The sequence below is a fragment of the Vreelandella piezotolerans genome, from assembly GCF_012427705.1.
GTDB lineage: Bacteria > Pseudomonadota > Gammaproteobacteria > Pseudomonadales > Halomonadaceae > Vreelandella > Vreelandella piezotolerans.
On the sequence record NZ_CP048602.1, the window covers coordinates 2,374,538 to 2,393,561 of the forward strand.

Sequence of the window (19,024 nt, forward strand, 5' to 3'; positions counted from 1 at the left end):
TGAATGCAAGGCCGGGTGCTTTTGATATTATTGCTATATCAATCTTGTACCATACCTTTACAGCCGATGACTATGGGGGTAGGTACTCGATGGGCTACCATTCGTCAGATTCGCGTAATGCTTCTGGTAAATAGGTATTGGCACGCTCTCCCAACTGAGCCATCAACTGGTTGAAGTCGCGCCTCGGCAAGCGCACATCCAATACGGAGCGCCCCTGCTCGTCAAAACTCTCTTCGCGCACGGCATTGAGTTCATGCAGGCCTGCGCGCAGCTTACCTTGCTCTGGCGACAGGGTGAGCGAAAAACCAATCACGTCGTTGGCGAGCCGCTCGGTCAACGCTTCATGTAACAGCTCAAGCCCTTGGCCCTGCTGAGCCGATAGCCAGACCACCTCAGGTACGCCGTGACCATCTCGCTCGATACGTGGCGCACTATCGAGTTTGTCGATCTTGTTCATCACTTTGAGTACCGGAACGCTATCCGCCCCAATCTCTTTCAGTACGCTATCGACCTGCTCAACGTTGAGATCGCGGTCAGGGTCGGCCGCATCGATGACATGCACCAACAGCGTCGCTTCCGCCGCTTCTTGCAGCGTCGCCTGAAAAGCTTCCACCAACTTATGCGGCAAGTGGCGGATAAAACCGACGGTATCGGCCATGACGACAGGCCCTACGTCTTCGATTTCCAAACGACGGAGTGTCGGATCTAGGGTCGCAAAGAGCTGATCCGCTGCGTAGACCTCAGCGCTGGTCAGCGCATTGAATAGCGTCGACTTACCCGCGTTGGTATAGCCCACTAGCGACACGCTATGAATTTCTGCACGGGCTCGAGCACGCCGGTTCTGCTCACGCTGGCTGCGCACTTTATCCAAGCGCTTATGAATCGATTTGATACGGCCGCGTAGCAAACGACGGTCGGTCTCTAGCTGTGTTTCGCCGGGACCGCGCAGGCCGATACCGCCTTTTTGACGCTCGAGGTGCGTCCAGCCGCGAATCAAGCGCGTGGACATGTACTCGAGTTGAGCAAGCTCTACTTGCAACTTACCTTCATGCGTTCGTGCCCGCTGCGCAAAAATATCGAGTATCAGACCGGTACGGTCCAACACGCGGCACTTGAGCTCTTGCTCCAGGTTGCGCTGCTGGGAAGGACTTAAACTGTGGTTGAAGATGACCAGTTCAGCGTCATGAGCTGCGAGCATTGCCCGCAGCTCGTCCAACTTACCTGACCCTATGAAGGTGCGGGAATCAGGCCGCTGTCGACTCGCTGTGAGCAATGTCGCGGGCTCTGCGCCAGCAGAGCGCACGAGCTCCAAGAACTCACCCGGGTCTTCACGTGCCTGCTCATCGTAGAAATCTACGTGAACAAGTACTGCCGTTTCACCGGCGTCTGGGCGTTCAAAAAACAATCAATACCTCATGGACTCTTTTGCTATCCAGCGGTGTTAGATGTCAGCGTCGGGTGCTGACGGATCCTGTGCCGGCAAACGCACGTTGCGCGAGGGCACCACCGTGGAAATAGCGTGTTTATAAACCATCTGACTGACGGTATTGCGCAACAAGATGACAAACTGGTCAAACGATTCAATCTGGCCCTGCAATTTAATGCCGTTTACCAGGAAAATAGAGACCGGAATGCGCTCCTTGCGCAAAATGTTCAGGTACGGGTCTTGAAGGGACTGCCCTTTGGACATGTTGCTCTCCCTAAAACTGTCGTTGGGGTTGGTTATCAAATGGCGTGCCCTACTGGTGCTACGCCGCAATCTTGTTGCCCGAAAGGCCTAATGTGTCAAACGCGTTAGCCGGCCACTCGAAAACACTTGCTTACGAAATCACTATCTTACGCTAAGCACCGCTTTCACGCACGAATTTCAGAAGCTTATCCAGCGCATCTGGCTGCTGCGAATCGACCCATGTCAAGGACGGCCAGCTTCTCAGCCACGTCAATTGACGCTTGGCAAGCTGACGAGTGGCAATGATACCTCGTGCCACGAGTTCATCGCGATCATAAGCACCGTCTAGATACTCCCATACCTGACGGTAGCCAACGCTCTTCATGGATGGCAAGTTAATATGAAGATCACTACGCTTTTTGAGGGCAGCGACCTCGTCTATCAAGCCCTCTGCCAACATCATTTCGAAACGCCGGGCAATACGCTGATGAAGCACCTGTCGTTCGTTGGGTGCTAGGGCTATCGACAGCACCCGCCATGGAAAGGTTTCCGGCTGCTGCTCTGCCCATAGCTCGCTCATCGGCCGACCGCTCGCATAGTACACTTCCAACGCGCGCATCAGCCGTTGAGGATCATTGGGGTGTATACGTGCCGCTGAGGATGGGTCGACTTCGGCCAGCGTGCGATGCAGGCCAGCCAATCCCTCATGCTGACGCTGTGCCTCCAGGCGTTCGCGAATGGCAACGTCTGCTCCTGGCAAATTATCCACGCCTTCGACCAAGCGCTTGTAGTAAAGCATCGTGCCACCCACTAATAGCGGCACTCGACCGGCTGCGCTGATTTGACGCATTTCACGCAGGGCGTCTTCACGAAAATCTGCCGCTGAATAGGGGGCTGCAGGATCACGAATATCGATCAAACGGTGGGGCGCCCGCGCCAGTTCTGCCGCGCTGGGCTTGGCGCTACCCACATCCATGCCTTGGTAGACCATGGCAGAATCGACGCTGATCAGTTCATGGCCTAGCTGCTCATGGAGCGCTATCGCAGCGTCGGTTTTGCCAGCAGCCGTCGGCCCCATTAGAAATATCGCCCAGGGGCGTGTATCAGCCATATGCTCGACGCACTCCGTTAGTCGTTTTCATCGTCACTGGCCGCGCAAAAATAGGCGGTCGAGCGCTTTCATGCTCATTTGCGTCCAAGTGGGACGGCCATGATTACATTGATCGCTGCGCTCAGTGCGCTCCATGTCACGTAGCAACGAGTTCATTTCATCGAGCGTCAAACGCCGGTTAGCCCGCACGCTGCCGTGACACGCCATGGTAGAGAGCAGTTCATGAATACGCGCCTCGACCTGATGCGTGCGACCATAGCGTGACAGCTCTTCGAGCATTTCACGCACCAGCTCCTCGGGGTCGGCCTGGGCCAGCAGCGCGGGCAGCTGGCGTACTAGCAGCGTTTCCGGTCCAGCCACATCCAGCTCGACGCCTAGCTGAGCAATGGCGTCACGCTCGCTCTCTGCGATGGCCACTTCGCTGCGGTTGGCCGCCAGCGACACGGGCACCAGCAGCGGCTGGGTATCGATCCCCTTTGCCGCTGCCAGCTGGTTTTTCATACGCTCGTAGACGATCCGCTCGTGGGCTGCATGCATATCCACCAGAACGAGTCCCTGTGCGTTCTGTGCCAAGATGTACACGCCATGCAGCTGGCCCAGCGCAAAGCCAAGCGGCGGCGCTGTCGTGGCATCATGCTCCGGCATGACAGGTGGCGGCGCCTCACGCACTTCCGATGCGGTTGTGTGTGGGTGGGGCGGGCTAGGTTGTGGCGTTAACAGCGTCTCTTCGTGATCGGGATGCAGCGCCTGATACCCCTGCATGAAGCGGCGCACCCGCTCAGCGCCGGGGTGTCGCTCGGACGCTTCCGGCAGCGGCATACCCTGCTGCTGCCAGCGGGGAGTCTCTGGCGCAGCGCCCACGCTAGAGACGGTTTCGACCTGACCCGTCGGAGCGGCCACCTCATTTTGCTCCTCATCGGTGGGTTTGGAGGCCGCCAAGCAGTGGTGCAAACTGGAATACAGGAAATCATGCACCATACGCCCATCACGAAAACGTACTTCATGCTTGGTTGGGTGGACGTTGACATCCACCACGTCGGGATCGAGCTCAAGATAAAGCACGAACACCGGGTGGCGACCGTTGTAGAGCACGTCGCGATACGCCTGACGAACCGCATGCGCAACGAGGCGATCGCGGACCACGCGGCCATTGACGAAGAAGTACTGCTGATCGGCCTGTGAGCGCGAGTGAGTTGGCAATCCCACCCAGCCACTGAGCCGCAGGCCACCCGCTTCGCGTTCGATGTAGCGGGCGTGTTCGATAAAATTCTTGCCCAACAGCGATGCAATACGCCGCTCACGAGAGGCGGGTGAATCTCCCTGGGGAAGCTGATGCACCACTTTCTGATTGTGCTTCAACACCCATGCAATGTCATAACGCGATAGCGCCTGACGACGAAAGGCCTCCTCCACATGGGCAAATTCGGTCTTTTCAGTGCGTAAGAACTTGCGCCGCGCGGGCGTGTTGAAAAACAGGTCGCGCACCGAGACACTGGTGCCCCGGGGGTGCGGTGCAGGTGTCACCCGGGCCTCCATACCGCGCCCTTCGGCGACGACCCGCCACCCCAGGCGGGGATCTTCCTCCGCGTTGGAGACCAGCTCCAAGCGCGACACAGAACTGATCGACGCCAGCGCTTCTCCACGAAAGCCCAGTGAACTAACCCCTTCCAGATCCTCGAGGCTACTGATCTTACTCGTGGCATGGCGCGCTAATGCCAGCGGCAGGTCCGCCTCGCCGATACCGATGCCGTCATCGCGCACTTTGATCAGCCTTGCGCCGCCCTGTTCGATCTCTACTTCGATCCGCTGACTGCCCGCATCGATGGCATTCTCGATCAGCTCTTTTGTGACTGACGAGGGGCGTTCGACCACCTCGCCTGCGGCAATTTGGTTGGCCAGGCGAGGGTCGAGCACATGGATACGACCAGAGAACGAGTTCAATTCAGTCAACCAACACCTCAACATTCAGTATCTAAGTGGTTTATTAAGCATGCGTGTCACGAACTGGGGATACGTAGCACCTGCCCCACACGAATGATGTCGCCATTCAAATCGTTGGCCTGTTTCAGCTGGTTTACCGGGACACCGTGGCGAACGGCAATCGAGGAGAGCGTGTCGCCTGATTGGATGCGATATTCGTCGCCCGTGGGGCTGCGCTGATGATCCCGCTGCCACGCCAGCAGGCTGGCTGGCGGTGGATTACGCTGAAAATGGTCGCGCAGGCCGCTGAAAATGGCCGTCGAAAGCCCCTGTTGGTGCACTGGGTCGCGCAGGCGACGCTCTTCGTCGGGATTCGATATAAAGCCCACCTCAATCAGCAGCGATGGAATATCCGGTGATTTCAGCACCATAAAGCCCGCCTGCTCGACCCGGGATTTATGCAACCGGTTGACTCGCCCAAGCTGTTCGAGTACCTGCCCGCCAATCGACAGCGAGTCGTTGAGCGTCGCGGTCATGGTAAGGTCCAGCAGCACCCCGCGCAGCACTTGGTCTTTGTCACGCAGCGACAAACTGCCATCGACACCGCCGATCAGATCCGAGCGATTTTCACTATCGGCCAGCCACTGTGCCGTTTCTGATGTCGCCCCACGCTGTGACAGCGCATACACCGAGCTACCCTGAGGGCGGGGACTAGTGAAGGCATCGGCGTGAATCGAGACGAAGAAATCGGCCTTCTGCTCACGAGCCAGTTGGGTGCGCTGGCGTAAACCGAGGTAGTAGTCGCCATCGCGAATCAGCACGGCTTTGAACCCCTGCGTGCGATTGACGTCGGAGGCGAGCCGACGGGCAATTTCCAGCACGACATCTTTTTCACGGGTGCCCGCCGGGCCAATGGCACCCGGGTCCTCGCCACCGTGCCCGGCGTCGATGGCAATGATAATGTCCCGCTGTGGGTGCGGCTGAGCGGGCTGCACTTCTACCGGCGGCTGATCTGGCGCTGGAGATGGCACGTCGGCCTCTACGCCGGGTAGCCGCGCCTGGGCCGAGCGCTGTGCCATCATCTCCTGGTCACGAATCATCGCTTCGATGGGATCGATGGGATTTTCCACTGCACTCTCGCCGGGATACTCCAGATCGACCACCAGACGATGCCCATACTGGTCGTTAGGCGGAAGCGTAAAATGACGAGGCTCGATAGCACGGTTAAGCTCGAGCACCACCCTCAAGCCGCCCTGGTCTCGCACCCCCGTGCGAACGGCTGAAATGGCGCTGCCTTCCAGTGGCAGCGTGGAGGCATCGGTATTGAGCTGACTGTCGTCTAGATCGATCACCAGACGTGACGGATTGTCCAACGTAAATACGTTGGCTTGCGTGGCCCCCGTGAGATCGAACACCAAACGCGCGTGATCGGGTGCCGCCCAAAGCCGCATGCTCTCGACGTTGGCCGCCTGCGCGGTGGTCGCACTGGCGGTCAATAAGAACGCACATCCTACCGCGCAGCGGATGAATAGCCGAACGAGGGGTCGTTTCATATCCATTGAATCCCACCACTCTCCCGCGAATTATCGATGATCCTTGCCTCCAACGGCGCTAAGACACGCTGGCCAAAGGCGGTTTCGGCCGTCAAACGCGCCGTTCGACCCTGCGCCGCTACGCAGAGCTGAATGCGCACATCGGGTGCGGGTAACCAACCCTCGCCTCTGCTGGGCCATTCGATCAGACAGAGAGCATCATCGGCGAGAACGTCTCGTCCGCCCATGAATTCAAGCTCTTCTGGGTCTGCCAAACGATACAAATCCAGATGGTAAATGCGTTGATCGCCCAGCTCGTAAGGCTCCACCAACGTATAGGTTGGGCTCTTAACGGCTCCCTGATAGCCGTATGCTCTCAAAATGCCGCGCGTCAGGGTGGTTTTACCTGCCCCTAAATCGCCTTCCAAATAAACGCGCCCGCGACCGCTTAGCGCTCGACCCAGCGCCTCACCAAAGGCAACGTGGGCCACTTCATCGTTCAATTGCACCTGCATGTTGGCCGCCTTCACGGGTTAATGAGCACTCGTGCATAGGATGCCAGATCACTGGCTAACAGGCCACGCTCTCCGGCGGCTTTGGCCGCCTCGTCGCCTGCCAGAGCATGCAGCATCGTACCCAGCCAAGCGCTCTGCTCCAAGCCGCCCAGTTGAGCCATCAAGGCGCCCAACATGCCGCTCAGCACATCGCCCATACCGCCGCTCGCCATGCCGGGATTCCCGTAAGGGCAGACGACCAGTCCGCTGGGACCCGCCACCAGGCTGCCAGCCCCTTTCAGAATCACGACGCCCCCACGGGCGCGCTGCAACGCCCGGGCGGCCGCCGGACGATCCGCCTGGACATCGGCCACACTGCAGCCCAGCAGTCTGGCCGCTTCGCCAGGGTGAGGCGTCAATACCCAGTCGTCCCGACGAAGCGTTGGCCAGCGGCTGGCCAGCAGGTTGAGCGCATCGGCATCGATGACGAGCGGTGTCGATGCCTGTAGCGCACTTTGCAGCACTGCCTGGCCCCAGGCCTCTTGCCCCATCCCTGGCCCAACCACCACGACATCCGCATTGGCGGGCAACTCGGCCACGTCGGCCCCGCTACGCACTGCACGCGCCATGACTTCTGGGCAGCGCACGAGGCTGGCAGTCAGGTGTTCCTGTGCGGTAGCGAGCGTCACCTTACCTGCTCCTAAGCGCGCTGCCGCCTGAGAGGCTAGCAGCGCCGCACCACCAAACCCCGGCGCGCCGCCCATCACCAGTACGTGCCCTAGGCTCCCCTTATGACTGGTGCGCGAACGAGGTGGCAATGCCTCGCTGAGCATTGCCTCATCCAACCGCCAAGCGGTCGGCGGAATATCGAAAAACGCCTGCGCTTTGACGCCCAGGGGGCGAAAATCGATGTCACCGGCGTAGGCAGGCGCCTCGCCAGTATGTAGGCCGATTTTGTCGCCAATGAACGTTACCGTGCAGGTGGCCTCGACCGCCGTACCCAGCATCGCGCCGGTATCGGCCGACACTCCCGAAGGGATATCCAGCGCCAGCACGGGCTGAGACGCGGTGTTAATGGCCGTAATGGCCTGCTTGACGCTGCCTTCGACCTCACCGGTCAATCCCGTACCCAGCAGCGCATCGACGATGACCTCGCCAGACAGCGTCGTGCTTGGCTGCCACTCTTCGAAGCTGACGCCTGCAGCCGTGGCCAGCTCGGCGGCGCGCGCCACGTCACCAGAAAGCGTATCTAGCGGCTTCAGAGAAAGACGCTGCACTTTGAGGCCCGACTGCATGGCCAGCGCTGCCAGCACGTGACCGTCACCGCCGTTGTGACCGCCGCCACACAGCACGGTCACGCTGCGCGCCTGGGGCCAGCGCGAGCGAAAACTGTGCCAAGCGCTGGAGGCCGCTCGCTGCATCAAGGCAAAGCTGTCGATCCCCCCGGCAATGGTACGCCTATCCAACTCACGGACCTGTGATGCGGTGTAGAGAGGACGAAGTGAAGAGGTGTTCAACGTAGACACAATGACTCCTTGTAAAGGCCTTAAATCAACCCTCATGCGCATACCTTACCCGCGTCGTCATACGCGGCATGTCGTGCCAGCGGCTAATGCGTTAGCATAGCGCGCTTAACGCATCACCGTTGACTGACCATGCCAAGTTCCATCACATTTCCACCCTCCAGCGACGCTCTGACCCATGACCACCTGCATCGGCTGGCCGAGCAGATCAAGCAGTGGGGACGCGAGTTGGGCTTTCAACAGGTCGGCATCGCCGACACGGACCTAGCTGCCCACGAGGCGCACTTGAACCGCTGGCTGGAGAGTGGCTATCACGGCGAGATGGCTTTCATGGCCAAGCACGGCACCAAGCGCACGCGCCCCGAGGAGCTGGAACCCGGCACGCAGCGGGTGATCAGCGTGCGCATGGACTATCTGCCCGCCGAAGTAGAGAGTGCCAAAGTATTGGGGCAGCCGCACCGCGCCTACGTATCTCGCTATGCATTGGGGCGTGATTATCACAAATTGATGCGCAAACGTTTGGCGCAGCTAGCCAAGCAAATCGAGCGGGAAGTAGGAAAATTTGGCTTCCGCGCCTTCGTGGACTCGGCGCCGGTGATGGAGCGCGCGCTTGCCCAGAAGGCGGGGTTGGGGTGGTTCGGCAAAAACGCTATGCTACTGAACCCCAAAGCAGGCTCGCTGTTTTTTCTTGGCGAGCTGTATACCGACCTCCCACTGCCCGTCGATGCGCCCTTCGAGCAGGAGCACTGCGGTAGCTGTAGCGCCTGCCGCACTGCCTGCCCCACCGGGGCCATCGTGGACGATAAGGTCGTCGATTCGCGCAAGTGCATCTCATATCTCACCATCGAGCTACCCGGCGCCATACCCGAAGAGTATCGGCGCGCCATGGGCAATCGCGTGTATGGCTGCGACGATTGCCAGCTCGTTTGCCCGTTCACACGCTTCACGAAAATCACCCAAGAAGCAGACTTCACGCCACGCCACGATCTCGATCGCGCCTCGCTTATTGCGCTGTTCAGTTGGGGCGAAGAGGAGTTTCTCGACAAGACCGCCGGTAGCCCCATTCGCCGCATCGGTTACGAGCGCTGGCTGCGCAATCTCGCCGTTGGCCTGGGCAACGCCCCGTGGAGCGATGCCGTCGAGGCCGCGCTATGGGCCAGACGGGCCTACCCAAGCGACCTAGTGCGTGAACATGTTGCCTGGGCACTCGCGGAGCAGCGCCGCAAGCGTGATGCGCGTATCGCCACGCGCGCCTGAACGCTACTCCTCTTCGTCGCTGCCCTCTTCCACGCGTAAAAACGTGCGGCGATAGTGGGCCAGTTCCGCGATCGACTCCTTGATGTCGTCCATGGCCAAGTGGGCGTTTTGCTTCTTGAAGCCCGCCAGCGCACCAGGGTTCCAGCGCTTGGCCAGCTCTTTGACGGTCGAGACATCCAGGTTGCGGTAGTGGAAAAACGCCCACAGTTCGGGCATTTCCCGCTCCAAAAAGCGGCGGTCCTGGTGAATACTGTTGCCGCACATCGGCGAAGAGCCTGCAACGACGTACTGGCGTAAAAAATCGAGTGTCTGACGCTCTGCTTCTTGCGTCTCGACGGTGCTCGCTTTCACGCGCGCCACCAATCCAGACTCACCGTGAGTTTTCTGGTTCCAATCGTCCATATTGGCCAGCAAGCGATCGGGCTGCTTGACGGCGATCACCGGCCCTTCTGCCACGACCTTCAAACGAGCATCGGTGATCAGTGTCGCCACCTCGATAATACGCTCTTTATCCGGTTCCAGACCGGTCATTTCCAAATCGATCCACACCAACAGGTCACTACGCGGTGCGCCGTTTTGCTCGCTCATTACATTCATTCCTTGGTCAGGGTCGCCCTTGTTTCGGCGCAGTGAACAAAAGTGTCGCTTATCTTGCGCCAACCCGCACCCCATACAGGACAGTGGGCCGCCTAGATGGGTACAATGCCCTCTATTGTAACGATCATCGGGTGGTCATGAGCAAACGTAAATTAAGCCGTCAGCAGCAGTGGCGCGTCGAGAAAATCCAAGCCGAACGCGCCCAGCGTGCCGAAAAACGTGATGCCAAGGACGCCGAAAAGCTCTCCGCGGGCGAATATGGCCCCGAACAGCCGGGCCGCGTCATGGCCCATTTTGGCCGCACGCTGGAAGTTCGTGACGCCGACGGGACGCCCATACGCTGCCACCTGCGCGCCAACCTCGAGGGTTTGGTGACCGGTGACCGAGTCATCTGGCGGGCAGGCCAGGACGGCTCGGGGGTGGTCGTTGCCCGCGAAGAGCGCGACAGCATCTTAAAGCGTCCCGACCCCCGCGGTCAGCTCAAGCCGGTCGCGGCCAACATCGACCAGCTGCTGATCGTGTTTGCCGTCGAGCCCGCGCCGCACCCCAACTTGATCGACCGTTATCTGGTCGCTGCCGAAGCGACGGGCATCGCGCCGGTACTGGTGCTCAACAAAACGGACCTGCTGCCCGACGATGGCGGCGAGCTGGGCACGCTCTTGGAGCGCTACCGTGCGCTGGGCTACCCAGTGGTGCGCACCACCACGGCCAATCCCCACGGTTTGGATGCGCTGCGCCAGCAGTTAGAGGGGCGCACGTCGGTCTTCGTCGGCCAAAGCGGGGTGGGCAAGTCCTCGCTGATCGACCTGCTACTCCCCGATGAAACCCTGCGCATTGGCGCGCTCTCGGAAGATTCGCGTAAGGGCACGCACACGACCACCACCGCACGGCTCTACGCCATGCGCCGCGACGAGGTCAGCAATGGCGAGCTGATCGACTCACCAGGGATTCGGGAATTTGGTCTGATCCATCTGGACGAGCAGGACGTAACCGAGGGCTTCATCGAGTTTCATCCCTATTTGGGCCTGTGCCGTTTTCGCGACTGCCGCCACCGCAATGAGCCAGGCTGTGCTTTACTAGAGGCCGTCGAGGCAGGCAAGATTCATCCAGAGCGCTTTGCCAGCTACCGACGCATACTCGATAGCTTGAACCCGTAGTAACGAATTCTCCATGATGGGGTGGCATCGCTACACCCTGTCGTGTTCGTTTTACCATCCAGGACAGGGAACCGGACATGAGCACTGCCAGCCACTCATCAGAGCACAACCTACTCCCGCTCATCGTCGAGCCGGAGCAGCTACACGCGCACCTGCAGGCGCCCCAACTGCTCATCATCGACGTGCCCGTCAACGGCGACAGCTACCGCCAAGGCCACGTTCCTGGCGCCGTCTATCTCGATTTCCGCTACCTGATGCGCGGGGAAGGTCCAGTCCCCAATGACGTGCCATCGGTCGCATTTCTCTCTAGGCTGTTTAGCGCGCTGGGATTGACCCGCGACACCCATGTGGTGGCCTACGATGACGAAGGCGGCGGCTGGGCGGCACGGCTGCTCTGGACGCTGGAGCTGATTGGCCACACCCGCTACTCCTACCTGAACGGCGGCATTCACGCCTGGCGTGACGCAGGGCTGGAAGAGAGCACCGAGCTGACCGCCCCGACACCCAGCGACTACCACGCCGAGATTCTCAACCCCAACGTCGCCATCACCTGCGACGAGATCAAAGAGAAGCTCGGCGACAAGCGGTTTGCCATCTGGGACGCCCGCTCCAAGGCGGAGTACGACGGCGAACGCGGTAATAACAAACACTTAGGACACATTCCTGGTGCAGTGAACATGGATTGGCTGGACGCCATGGATCGCAGCCGCGCGCTGAGAATCCGCGACTACGCCGAGCTGATGACCGAACTCAATGCGCTTGGACTCACTCCCGACATGGAAATTGCCACTCACTGCCAAAGCCATCACCGCAGCAGCTTTACTTGGCTAGTCGGCAAGGCGCTTGGCTTCAACATGCGCGGCTATGCGGGATCTTGGGGCGAGTGGGGCAATCGCGACGACACACCTATCGAGACATGAAGACATTACTGTGACTCTTTCCCAAAAAGCCTTTTCACTGCTGCAGTACCCGCTGCCTCAGCACGCCCTATCACGCCTAACGGGTAAGTTTGGCCAGTGCGATCACCCTTGGGTAAAAAACACTCTGATCAATGCGTTCATCAAGCGCTTCAACGTGGATATGAGCCAGGCACTCGAGCCAGACCCGACCGCCTACTCCACGTTCAACGACTTCTTCACCCGGGCGCTAAGAGCCGATGCGCGCCCACTGGGTGACGGTGTGCTGAGCCCTGCTGACGGCACGCTCTCTCAGTTTGGCCGCCTCACCACGGCGGGCATGCTAGTGCAGGCAAAGGGGCACACGTTTTCCGCTCAAACGTTGCTGGGCGGCGACAAAAGGTTGGCCGATGAGTTTTTGAACGGCAGCTTTGCGACGGTCTATCTCTCGCCAAGCGATTATCACCGCGTGCACATGCCGGTAACCGGCACGCTCCGGGAAATGATCTACGTGCCTGGGCGTCTCTTCTCGGTCAATCAAGCTACCGCTAACCATGTGCCCGGCTTGTTCGCCCGTAATGAACGCTTAGTCTGTATCTTCGATACCGAACACGGCCCGATGGCCATGGTGCTGGTGGGCGCCATGATCGTGGCGGCCATCGAGACGGTTTGGTCTGGTCAGGTCACGCCGCTGTCGGGCCACCCGCAGCGTATGCGCTTCGGGCAGCCCATCGTGCTGGAAAAAGGCGCGGAGATGGGCCGCTTCAAGCTGGGTTCCACCGTGGTCATGTGCTTTGCCAACCCCATTATGTTCGGCAACCATGCGCTAGGGACGAAAATCCAGATGGGCCAGTCCCTAGCGACAGCCACGCCTTAATGCAAGATGGCCAACGCTATTGGTCAGCAGTTGGCCGTCGAAAACGCCAAGACCTCTTCCAAACGTGCTTTGCCCAGCGCCAGCTGAATCAAACGATCCAGCCCTAGCGCTACGCCGGAAGAGGCGGGCAGCCCCTGCTCTAGCGCTGCCAGCAAATGAGCATCGACCTCCACTTCCGTCAGCCCTAACCGGCGGCGCTCGGCATTATCCGCATCGAAACGCTGGCGCTGCTCTTCGGCATCGGTCAGCTCATCGTAGCCGTTGGCCAGCTCGATGCCGTTCATGTATAGCTCGAAGCGCGACGCCACCCACTCACCATCGGCATCTCGATGGCGGCGCGCCAGCGCCGCCTGGCTCGCCGGGTAATCCACTACCACGCTCAGCTCCTGCTGCCCAAGCGTGGGCTCGATGACCATGCCCATCAATAGATCCAGACACGTATCGCGCCCCTCTTCGGCTAGCGCTTGGGCCGACATATTGCCCCGCTGCGCCGCTAGCGTTCGCAGCGTTTCCAGCGACGTGGTGAACGGGTCGACTTCCAAGTGACGGTGGAAAAGTTCACGATAACGGTAGTGCACCACCGGGCCCGGTGACTGCGGCAGCACGTGCGCCACCAACGCCGTCGTTTCCTCGATCAGCTGTGCGAGTGTGAATCCAGGGCGATACCACTCCAGCATGGTGAATTCGATATTGTGTCGTGCCCCCACTTCACCATCACGAAAGCTTTTGGCCAGTTGAAAGATGGGGCCGCTGTCGGCTGCCAGCAGCCGCTTCATATGAAACTCGGGCGAGGTTTGCAGCCATAGTTTGCGCTGACCTTTATCCGTGCGGGCAAGCGTCGCTAGCGACACCAAATGCACATCGGTACTCCCCCCCTGGCCGAGCACTGGCGTCTCCACTTCCCATATGTCCCGCGCGGCAAAAAAGGCGCGCACCGTAGCGATCAAGCGAGCGCGCTCGCGCAAGGTGTCCACCGTTGCCGTTGGCTGCCAGTTCAGTGTCATTCCCTTCTCCCTAACAGCATAAAGCCACGCAATAGTATCGCGTGGCTTTATCAATGAAATGCTCGAGCGACTACGTCTGCCGCTTTGGTTATCGCGCGATCAAGCGCGTGATACGTACTCACCAGAACGGGTGTCGATTTTCAGGACTTCCCCCTGGTTAATGAACAGCGGAACGCGAACCACGGCACCTGACGATAGTGTGGCTGGCTTCGAGCCGCCCTGGGCCGTATCGCCCTTCAAGCCGGGATCGGTTTCGACTACTTCCAGCTCGATAAAGTTGGGCGGCGTGACCGAGATCGCCTTGTCGTTCCAAAGGGTCAGCGTATACGGCACCTGCTCTTTGAGCCATTTTTCAGTATCGCCGAGCGCTTTTTTCTCGACGGCATACTGCTCGAAAGAGCCGTCGGTCTTCATGAAGTGCCACATATCACCGTCGGTGTAGAGGTACTCCATTTCCAGGTCCATGACGTCGGCACCTTCCAGTGAGTCGCCGGATTTGAACGTACGCTCACCGACACGACCCGTCATCAAGTTGCGCAGCTTGACGCGGTTGAACGCTTGGCCTTTACCCGGCTTGACCAGCTCGTTCTCGACGATCGAGCAAGGGTCGCCGTCGAGCATTACTTTCAGACCGGCCTTGAATTCGTTGGTAGAATAGTTCGCCATAATGTTTCTCAATCATCCATTTCAGTTATTGGCTTCGACAGGTGATGCGCGATGCCATACGTTGCCTATGGCGTCGCTCAATAAGTGCGCGCATGATAACCCGAAGGAGGGCTTTTTTGCAGGAGAACATCATTATTGCCGCGTCTGAAGCGCAAAGCCATCGTGACGCACGGGTGCCTTCCACTTGGCAGCAGCAGCTTACTCACGCCATTCGCGACCCACAAATACTGTGTGAACGGCTGGGTTTGAGCCGTGACTGGCTAGCGGTCGCTCGAATAGGGCATGACCTTTTCGACGTGTGCGTGCCGGAAGCGTACCTCACACGAATCGCCCATGCCGACATCAACGACCCCTTGTTGCGCCAAGTGATGCCGCTTGGCGATGAGGCGCTGACGCCTCAAGGCTACGTCGTCGATCCTCTGGAAGAGGCCGACCATCGGCCAGCGAAAGGGTTGATCCATAAGTATGCGGGCCGGGTGCTGCTGATCGCCAGCCCTAACTGTGCGATCAACTGTCGTTACTGCTTTCGCCGCCATTTCCCCTACAGCGACAACTCCCCCTCCCGAGCGCAGTGGCAGGAAGCACTCGACTACCTACGTAGCGACACGACCCTACACGAGGCAATTTTGTCGGGTGGTGACCCGTTGGCGGCCAATGACCGCCAACTGGCCTGGCTGGTCGAACAGTTAGAAAGCATTGCTCACCTCAAGCGACTGCGCATTCATACCCGTCTACCGGTGGTGATTCCTGACCGAGTAGATGACGCTTTACTCGGCTGGCTCACATCGACACGCCTGCAAACGGTCGTGGTATTGCATATCAACCACGCCAACGAGATCGATCAGGCGGTCGTCGATGCCTGCGCGCGACTCAAACGAGCGGGCGCAACGCTCCTCAACCAGAGCGTGCTGCTGCGCGGCATCAACGATGACGTCGCCACCTTGGCAGCGCTGTCGGAGCGGCTGTTCGAGGCAGCCATTCTGCCCTACTACCTGCATGTACTCGATCCTGTACAGGGCGCTGCCCATTTCGATGTGCCCGACGACGAAGCCCGCGACTTGGTGGCTGCACTGCGCGATCATTTGCCCGGTTTTTTGATGCCGCGCTTGGTGCGGGAGATCCCCGGAAAAGGGAGTAAAACGCCGCTATGAGGCTGACTAAGCGATGCATATGAGTGCATTCGCTGCCTTTTTGCACCGTCAAGAGGCATGAAACAAACGAGCCGCGCCGCCTTTTTTGGCAACGAAAGCGCTTTAACACCATGAAATATAAAGAGTTAACGATGATCGGCAGCGATCTTGCTCAGTTTCTAAGCGTAACAAGCGGGGTATCGGCGGCTAGCGCTGCCCAACAATAGAGTTTCCAATAGATCGCTAGGGTTCCGACGCCATCAATGATAGGCCCCTGATGGACGTGGCTGGTCCGAGAGCAATCGACCTAATGCCTTGACGTTAGGTTACACGGCGGGACAAAAGCCCGGGAGGATAAGGTGCAGTGATGCGCCGATGCCCCCGAGTTTTTTTCCTAGACCCTGGAGGCTGACATGACCCGTGCCATCCGTATCTCCCCCCAATGTTTCTCGCTCGCTCCCCTCTCTGCCGCACTGCTAGCGTCGACCCTAGCGATCACCCCTGCCCAGGCCCAAGAACGCGACGATTTCAGCGTCTGCTGGTCGATTTACGCGGGCTGGATGCCCTGGGCCTACGCCGATGTCGAAGGCATCGTCGATAAGTGGGCCGACGAGTACGGCATCAGCATCGACGTGGTGCAGGTCAACGACTACGTCGAGTCCATCAACCAGTTCACCTCCGGCAACGTCGACGGCTGCGCCATGACCAACATGGATGCCCTGACGATTCCTGCCGCCAGCGGCGTCGACTCTACCGCATTGATCATCAACGACTACTCCAACGGTAACGACGGCATCGTGCTCAAAGGCAGCGACGATCTTGCCGACATTGCAGGCCGTCGCGTTAATCTCGTTCAGTTTAGTGTCTCCCACTACTTCCTGGCACGCGCCCTCGAGAGCGTTGGCTTGACCGAACGTGACATCGAAACCGTCAACACCTCCGATGCAGACATCGTCGGTCTCTTCTCCAGCGACACCACCGAAGCAGTGGTCGCCTGGAACCCCCAGCTAGGCGCCATCACGGACATGCCCGACAGCAACGTGGTGTATACCTCTGCGGAGATCCCCGGCGAAATTCTCGACATGATGGTGGTCAATACCCAAACCCTGGCGGACAACCCTGCGCTCGGCCACGCCTTGGTCGGCGCTTGGTATGAAGTCATGGATCTGGTCGCCGCCGACGACGAGCAGGCGCTGACGATCATGGCCGATGCTGCGGGCACCGACCTGGAGGGCTACAAGCGTCAGTTGGACGCCACCTATCTCTATACCGACCCAGCAGAAGCCATCGCCTTGATGGAGAGCCCCGAGTTGCTCGACACCATGGGGCGGGTCGCCGAGTTCAGCTTCCAGCACGGACTGCTGGGCGACATGGCGCCTAATGCCGAAGTCGTCGGTATCGAAACGCCCAGCGGCGTGTTCGGCGACGAGAGCAACGTGCAGCTGCGTTTCGACCCTAGCTTTACCCAAGCGTACCTCGACGCCCAGTAACTCGCGCCATGGGAGTGGCCATGGGCCGCTCCCTCTGCTTCTCCTCTCGATGGACACTCGCCATGAAGCGACTCATTAATCTAGCCCCTTCGCGGGGGAGCCGATGGCTGCTCGGACTGCTGCCCTTCGTCGTGTTGGCCATGCTCTACCTGAGCCTCTCCAATGCCCGGCTGGCCGAGAACCCCAACGACCGGCTGCTGCCGACACCGGCTACCATGGCAGGCTCGTTTTACCATTTGGCCACCGCCGAGAACGTGCGGACGGGGCAAATCGTGCTCTGGACCGATACCTTCGCCAGCCTAGAGCGCATTCTCATTGGCGTGGCGATCAGCGCCTTCATCGGTCTGGTCGTGGGCATTTTGAACGGCGGTCTTCCCCTCATCCGCGCCAAGCTCTCACCGCTGGTCACCGTGGCGTCGCTCATTCCGCCCATGGCGATACTGCCCATCCTGTTCATCGCCTTTGGCACCGGCGAGGCCGCCAAGATCGCGCTGATCGTCATCGGAGTCACGCCGTTTCTGATTCGCGACCTCCAGGGCCACGCCTTGCGGCTGCCCGACGAGCAGTTGATCAAAGCGCAAACCCTGGGGGCCAGCTCCTGGCAGGTGCTGCTCCGGGTGCTGCTGCCCCAGCTTACCCCACGCCTGCTCAATGCCACGCGCTTGGCGCTGGGCAGCGCCTGGCTGTTTTTGATCGCCGCCGAGGCGATTGCCGCCCAAGAGGGGCTTGGCTATCGCATCTTCCTGGTGCGTCGCTACCTGTCGATGGACGTCATTCTGCCCTACGTGGCGTGGATCACGCTGCTGGCGTTTCTGCTCGACCAACTGCTCGCCTGGACGTCGCGCCTCGCCTTTCCCTGGTACCACGCTGGCGAAGGAGACAAGTCATGAGCCTGCTGTCCGCCAAACGCTTGGAAAAGCACTACGGCCACCACATCGTGCTGGAGAATCTGAACTTCAGCGTCGAGCAAGGGGAGTTCGTCACGCTGGTGGGCGCCTCGGGCTGCGGTAAAACGACGTTTTTGAAAATGTTGCTGGGCACCCAAGCCATTTCCAAAGGCACCCTGCTGCTGGATGGCCAGCCCATTCCCAACGAGCCCGGCCCCGACCGCGGCGTGGTCTTTCAAAAGTATTCGGTCTTCCCCCATCTGACGGTGCTGGGCAACGTGATGATGGCCGATGAGCTGCACAGCGCCAAACTGCTCGGCAAGACCTTTGGCGCTACCCGGCGTCGCGCCATCGAGAACGCCAACGCGCGCATCGACGAAGTGGGCCTGGGCCATGCGCTGCACAAGTACCCCCATGAGCTTTCCGGCGGCATGCAGCAACGCCTCGCCATCGCCCAAGCGCTGATGATGCGCCCGCGCATCCTGCTGCTGGACGAACCCTTTGGCGCCCTCGACCCAGGGATTCGTCAGGACATGCACGCCTTGATCACGCGCCTTTGGCAGGAGCAGCAGCTCACCATCTTCATGATTACCCACGACCTAAAAGAGGCCTTCGCGCTGGGCACGCGGCTCTGGGTGTTCGATAAAACCCGCCACGACCCGCAAGCCCCCAACGCCTATGGCGCCACCATTACCTACGACCTGCCCCTGGGCCAGCACACCGACGAAGCGCTGAGTGCCCAAGCGTTCAGCCAGCAGCTTGCCGAACGGGGCGTCGCGACACATACCCAGGAAACGCTGCTGTAAGGAGACGT

At 59.8% G+C, this 19,024-nt stretch carries 18 protein-coding genes and 1 riboswitch; of the genes, 8 read left to right on the top strand and 10 right to left on the bottom strand.

Annotation, left to right across the window (positions count from 1 at the left end; genetic code table 11):
* Positions 1 to 94: 94 nt before the first annotated feature.
* From hflX to GYM47_RS10985, 7 genes are all read right to left on the bottom strand, one after another.
* The gene (gene hflX, locus GYM47_RS10955; RefSeq protein WP_139527129.1) at positions 95 to 1,405 is read right to left on the bottom strand and encodes a ribosome rescue GTPase HflX; all 1,311 of its coding nucleotides are present in this window, start codon (positions 1,403 to 1,405) and stop codon (positions 95 to 97) included.
* A 36-nt stretch (positions 1,406 to 1,441) separates the two neighbouring features.
* On the bottom strand, positions 1,442 to 1,690 hold the full coding sequence (gene hfq, locus GYM47_RS10960) for an RNA chaperone Hfq (RefSeq protein WP_139527128.1): 249 nt from the start codon (positions 1,688 to 1,690) through the stop codon (positions 1,442 to 1,444).
* Between the two features lie 151 nt (positions 1,691 to 1,841).
* Positions 1,842 to 2,780: a tRNA (adenosine(37)-N6)-dimethylallyltransferase MiaA gene (gene miaA, locus GYM47_RS10965; RefSeq protein WP_153842850.1), complete on the bottom strand. Its 939-nt coding sequence runs from the start codon at positions 2,778 to 2,780 to the stop codon at positions 1,842 to 1,844.
* Positions 2,781 to 2,813: 33 nt separating this feature from the next.
* Positions 2,814 to 4,730 carry a DNA mismatch repair endonuclease MutL gene (gene mutL, locus GYM47_RS10970; RefSeq protein WP_231128591.1) on the bottom strand — a complete coding sequence of 639 codons (1,917 nt, stop codon included), beginning with the start codon at positions 4,728 to 4,730 and terminating at the stop codon, positions 2,814 to 2,816.
* Positions 4,731 to 4,777: 47 nt separating this feature from the next.
* Positions 4,778 to 6,259, bottom strand: coding sequence for an N-acetylmuramoyl-L-alanine amidase (locus tag GYM47_RS10975; RefSeq protein WP_153842848.1), 1,482 nt, complete (start codon positions 6,257 to 6,259; stop codon positions 4,778 to 4,780).
* Positions 6,250 to 6,747, bottom strand: coding sequence for a tRNA (adenosine(37)-N6)-threonylcarbamoyltransferase complex ATPase subunit type 1 TsaE (gene tsaE, locus GYM47_RS10980; RefSeq protein ID WP_153842847.1), 498 nt, complete (start codon positions 6,745 to 6,747; stop codon positions 6,250 to 6,252). Before tsaE ends, GYM47_RS10975 begins: the two co-directional genes overlap by 10 nt.
* Positions 6,748 to 6,758: 11 nt before the next feature.
* Positions 6,759 to 8,252, bottom strand: a complete 1,494-nt coding sequence (locus GYM47_RS10985; RefSeq protein ID WP_153842846.1) for an NAD(P)H-hydrate dehydratase — start codon at positions 8,250 to 8,252, stop codon at positions 6,759 to 6,761.
* A gap of 129 nt (positions 8,253 to 8,381) precedes the next feature.
* Here GYM47_RS10985 and queG point away from each other — a divergent pair, with 129 nt between their 5' ends.
* A complete protein-coding gene (gene queG, locus GYM47_RS10990) occupies positions 8,382 to 9,506 on the top strand; it encodes a tRNA epoxyqueuosine(34) reductase QueG (RefSeq protein ID WP_153842845.1) in 1,125 nt (374 codons plus the stop codon).
* A gap of 3 nt (positions 9,507 to 9,509) precedes the next feature.
* On the opposite strand, the gene orn is transcribed toward queG, so the two are convergent.
* Positions 9,510 to 10,094 (bottom strand): oligoribonuclease, encoded by a 585-nt coding sequence (gene orn, locus GYM47_RS10995; RefSeq protein ID WP_153842844.1) that lies wholly within the window; start codon positions 10,092 to 10,094, stop codon positions 9,510 to 9,512.
* Between the two features lie 146 nt (positions 10,095 to 10,240).
* On the opposite strand from orn, the gene rsgA reads away from it, so the two are divergent.
* From rsgA to asd, 3 genes are all read left to right on the top strand, one after another.
* A complete protein-coding gene (gene rsgA, locus GYM47_RS11000) occupies positions 10,241 to 11,260 on the top strand; it encodes a small ribosomal subunit biogenesis GTPase RsgA (RefSeq protein ID WP_153842843.1) in 1,020 nt (339 codons plus the stop codon).
* Positions 11,261 to 11,337: 77 nt separating this feature from the next.
* Positions 11,338 to 12,180: a sulfurtransferase gene (locus GYM47_RS11005; protein WP_153842842.1), complete on the top strand. Its 843-nt coding sequence runs from the start codon at positions 11,338 to 11,340 to the stop codon at positions 12,178 to 12,180.
* Positions 12,181 to 12,190: 10 nt separating this feature from the next.
* Positions 12,191 to 13,033 (top strand): archaetidylserine decarboxylase, encoded by an 843-nt coding sequence (gene asd / locus GYM47_RS11010; protein ID WP_153842841.1) that lies wholly within the window; start codon positions 12,191 to 12,193, stop codon positions 13,031 to 13,033.
* Between the two features lie 23 nt (positions 13,034 to 13,056).
* Here asd and epmA read toward each other — a convergent pair whose 3' ends face one another.
* Both epmA and efp read right to left on the bottom strand, forming a co-directional pair.
* Positions 13,057 to 14,037 (bottom strand): EF-P lysine aminoacylase EpmA, encoded by a 981-nt coding sequence (gene epmA / locus GYM47_RS11015; RefSeq protein ID WP_153842840.1) that lies wholly within the window; start codon positions 14,035 to 14,037, stop codon positions 13,057 to 13,059.
* Between the two features lie 99 nt (positions 14,038 to 14,136).
* Positions 14,137 to 14,703 (bottom strand): elongation factor P, encoded by a 567-nt coding sequence (gene efp / locus GYM47_RS11020; RefSeq protein ID WP_139527117.1) that lies wholly within the window; start codon positions 14,701 to 14,703, stop codon positions 14,137 to 14,139.
* A gap of 116 nt (positions 14,704 to 14,819) precedes the next feature.
* Between efp and epmB the strand changes: the two genes are divergently transcribed.
* The 4 genes from epmB (at position 14,820) to GYM47_RS11040 (ending at position 19,016) form a co-directional block, all read left to right on the top strand.
* Complete coding sequence (gene epmB, locus GYM47_RS11025) at positions 14,820 to 15,854, top strand: EF-P beta-lysylation protein EpmB (RefSeq protein WP_231125574.1); 1,035 nt, start codon at positions 14,820 to 14,822, stop codon at positions 15,852 to 15,854.
* 211 nt (positions 15,855 to 16,065) lie between these two features.
* Positions 16,066 to 16,188, top strand: a riboswitch (guanidine-I (ykkC/yxkD leader).
* Between the two features lie 58 nt (positions 16,189 to 16,246).
* Positions 16,247 to 17,323, top strand: coding sequence for a putative urea ABC transporter substrate-binding protein (locus tag GYM47_RS11030; RefSeq protein ID WP_153842838.1), 1,077 nt, complete (start codon positions 16,247 to 16,249; stop codon positions 17,321 to 17,323).
* Positions 17,324 to 17,385: 62 nt separating this feature from the next.
* Entirely contained in the window at positions 17,386 to 18,213 is an 828-nt protein-coding gene (locus GYM47_RS11035; protein ID WP_153842837.1) for an ABC transporter permease, read from the top strand.
* A complete protein-coding gene (locus GYM47_RS11040) occupies positions 18,210 to 19,016 on the top strand; it encodes an ABC transporter ATP-binding protein (RefSeq protein WP_153842836.1) in 807 nt (268 codons plus the stop codon). Before GYM47_RS11035 ends, GYM47_RS11040 begins: the two co-directional genes overlap by 4 nt.
* Positions 19,017 to 19,024: the final 8 nt, after the last annotated feature.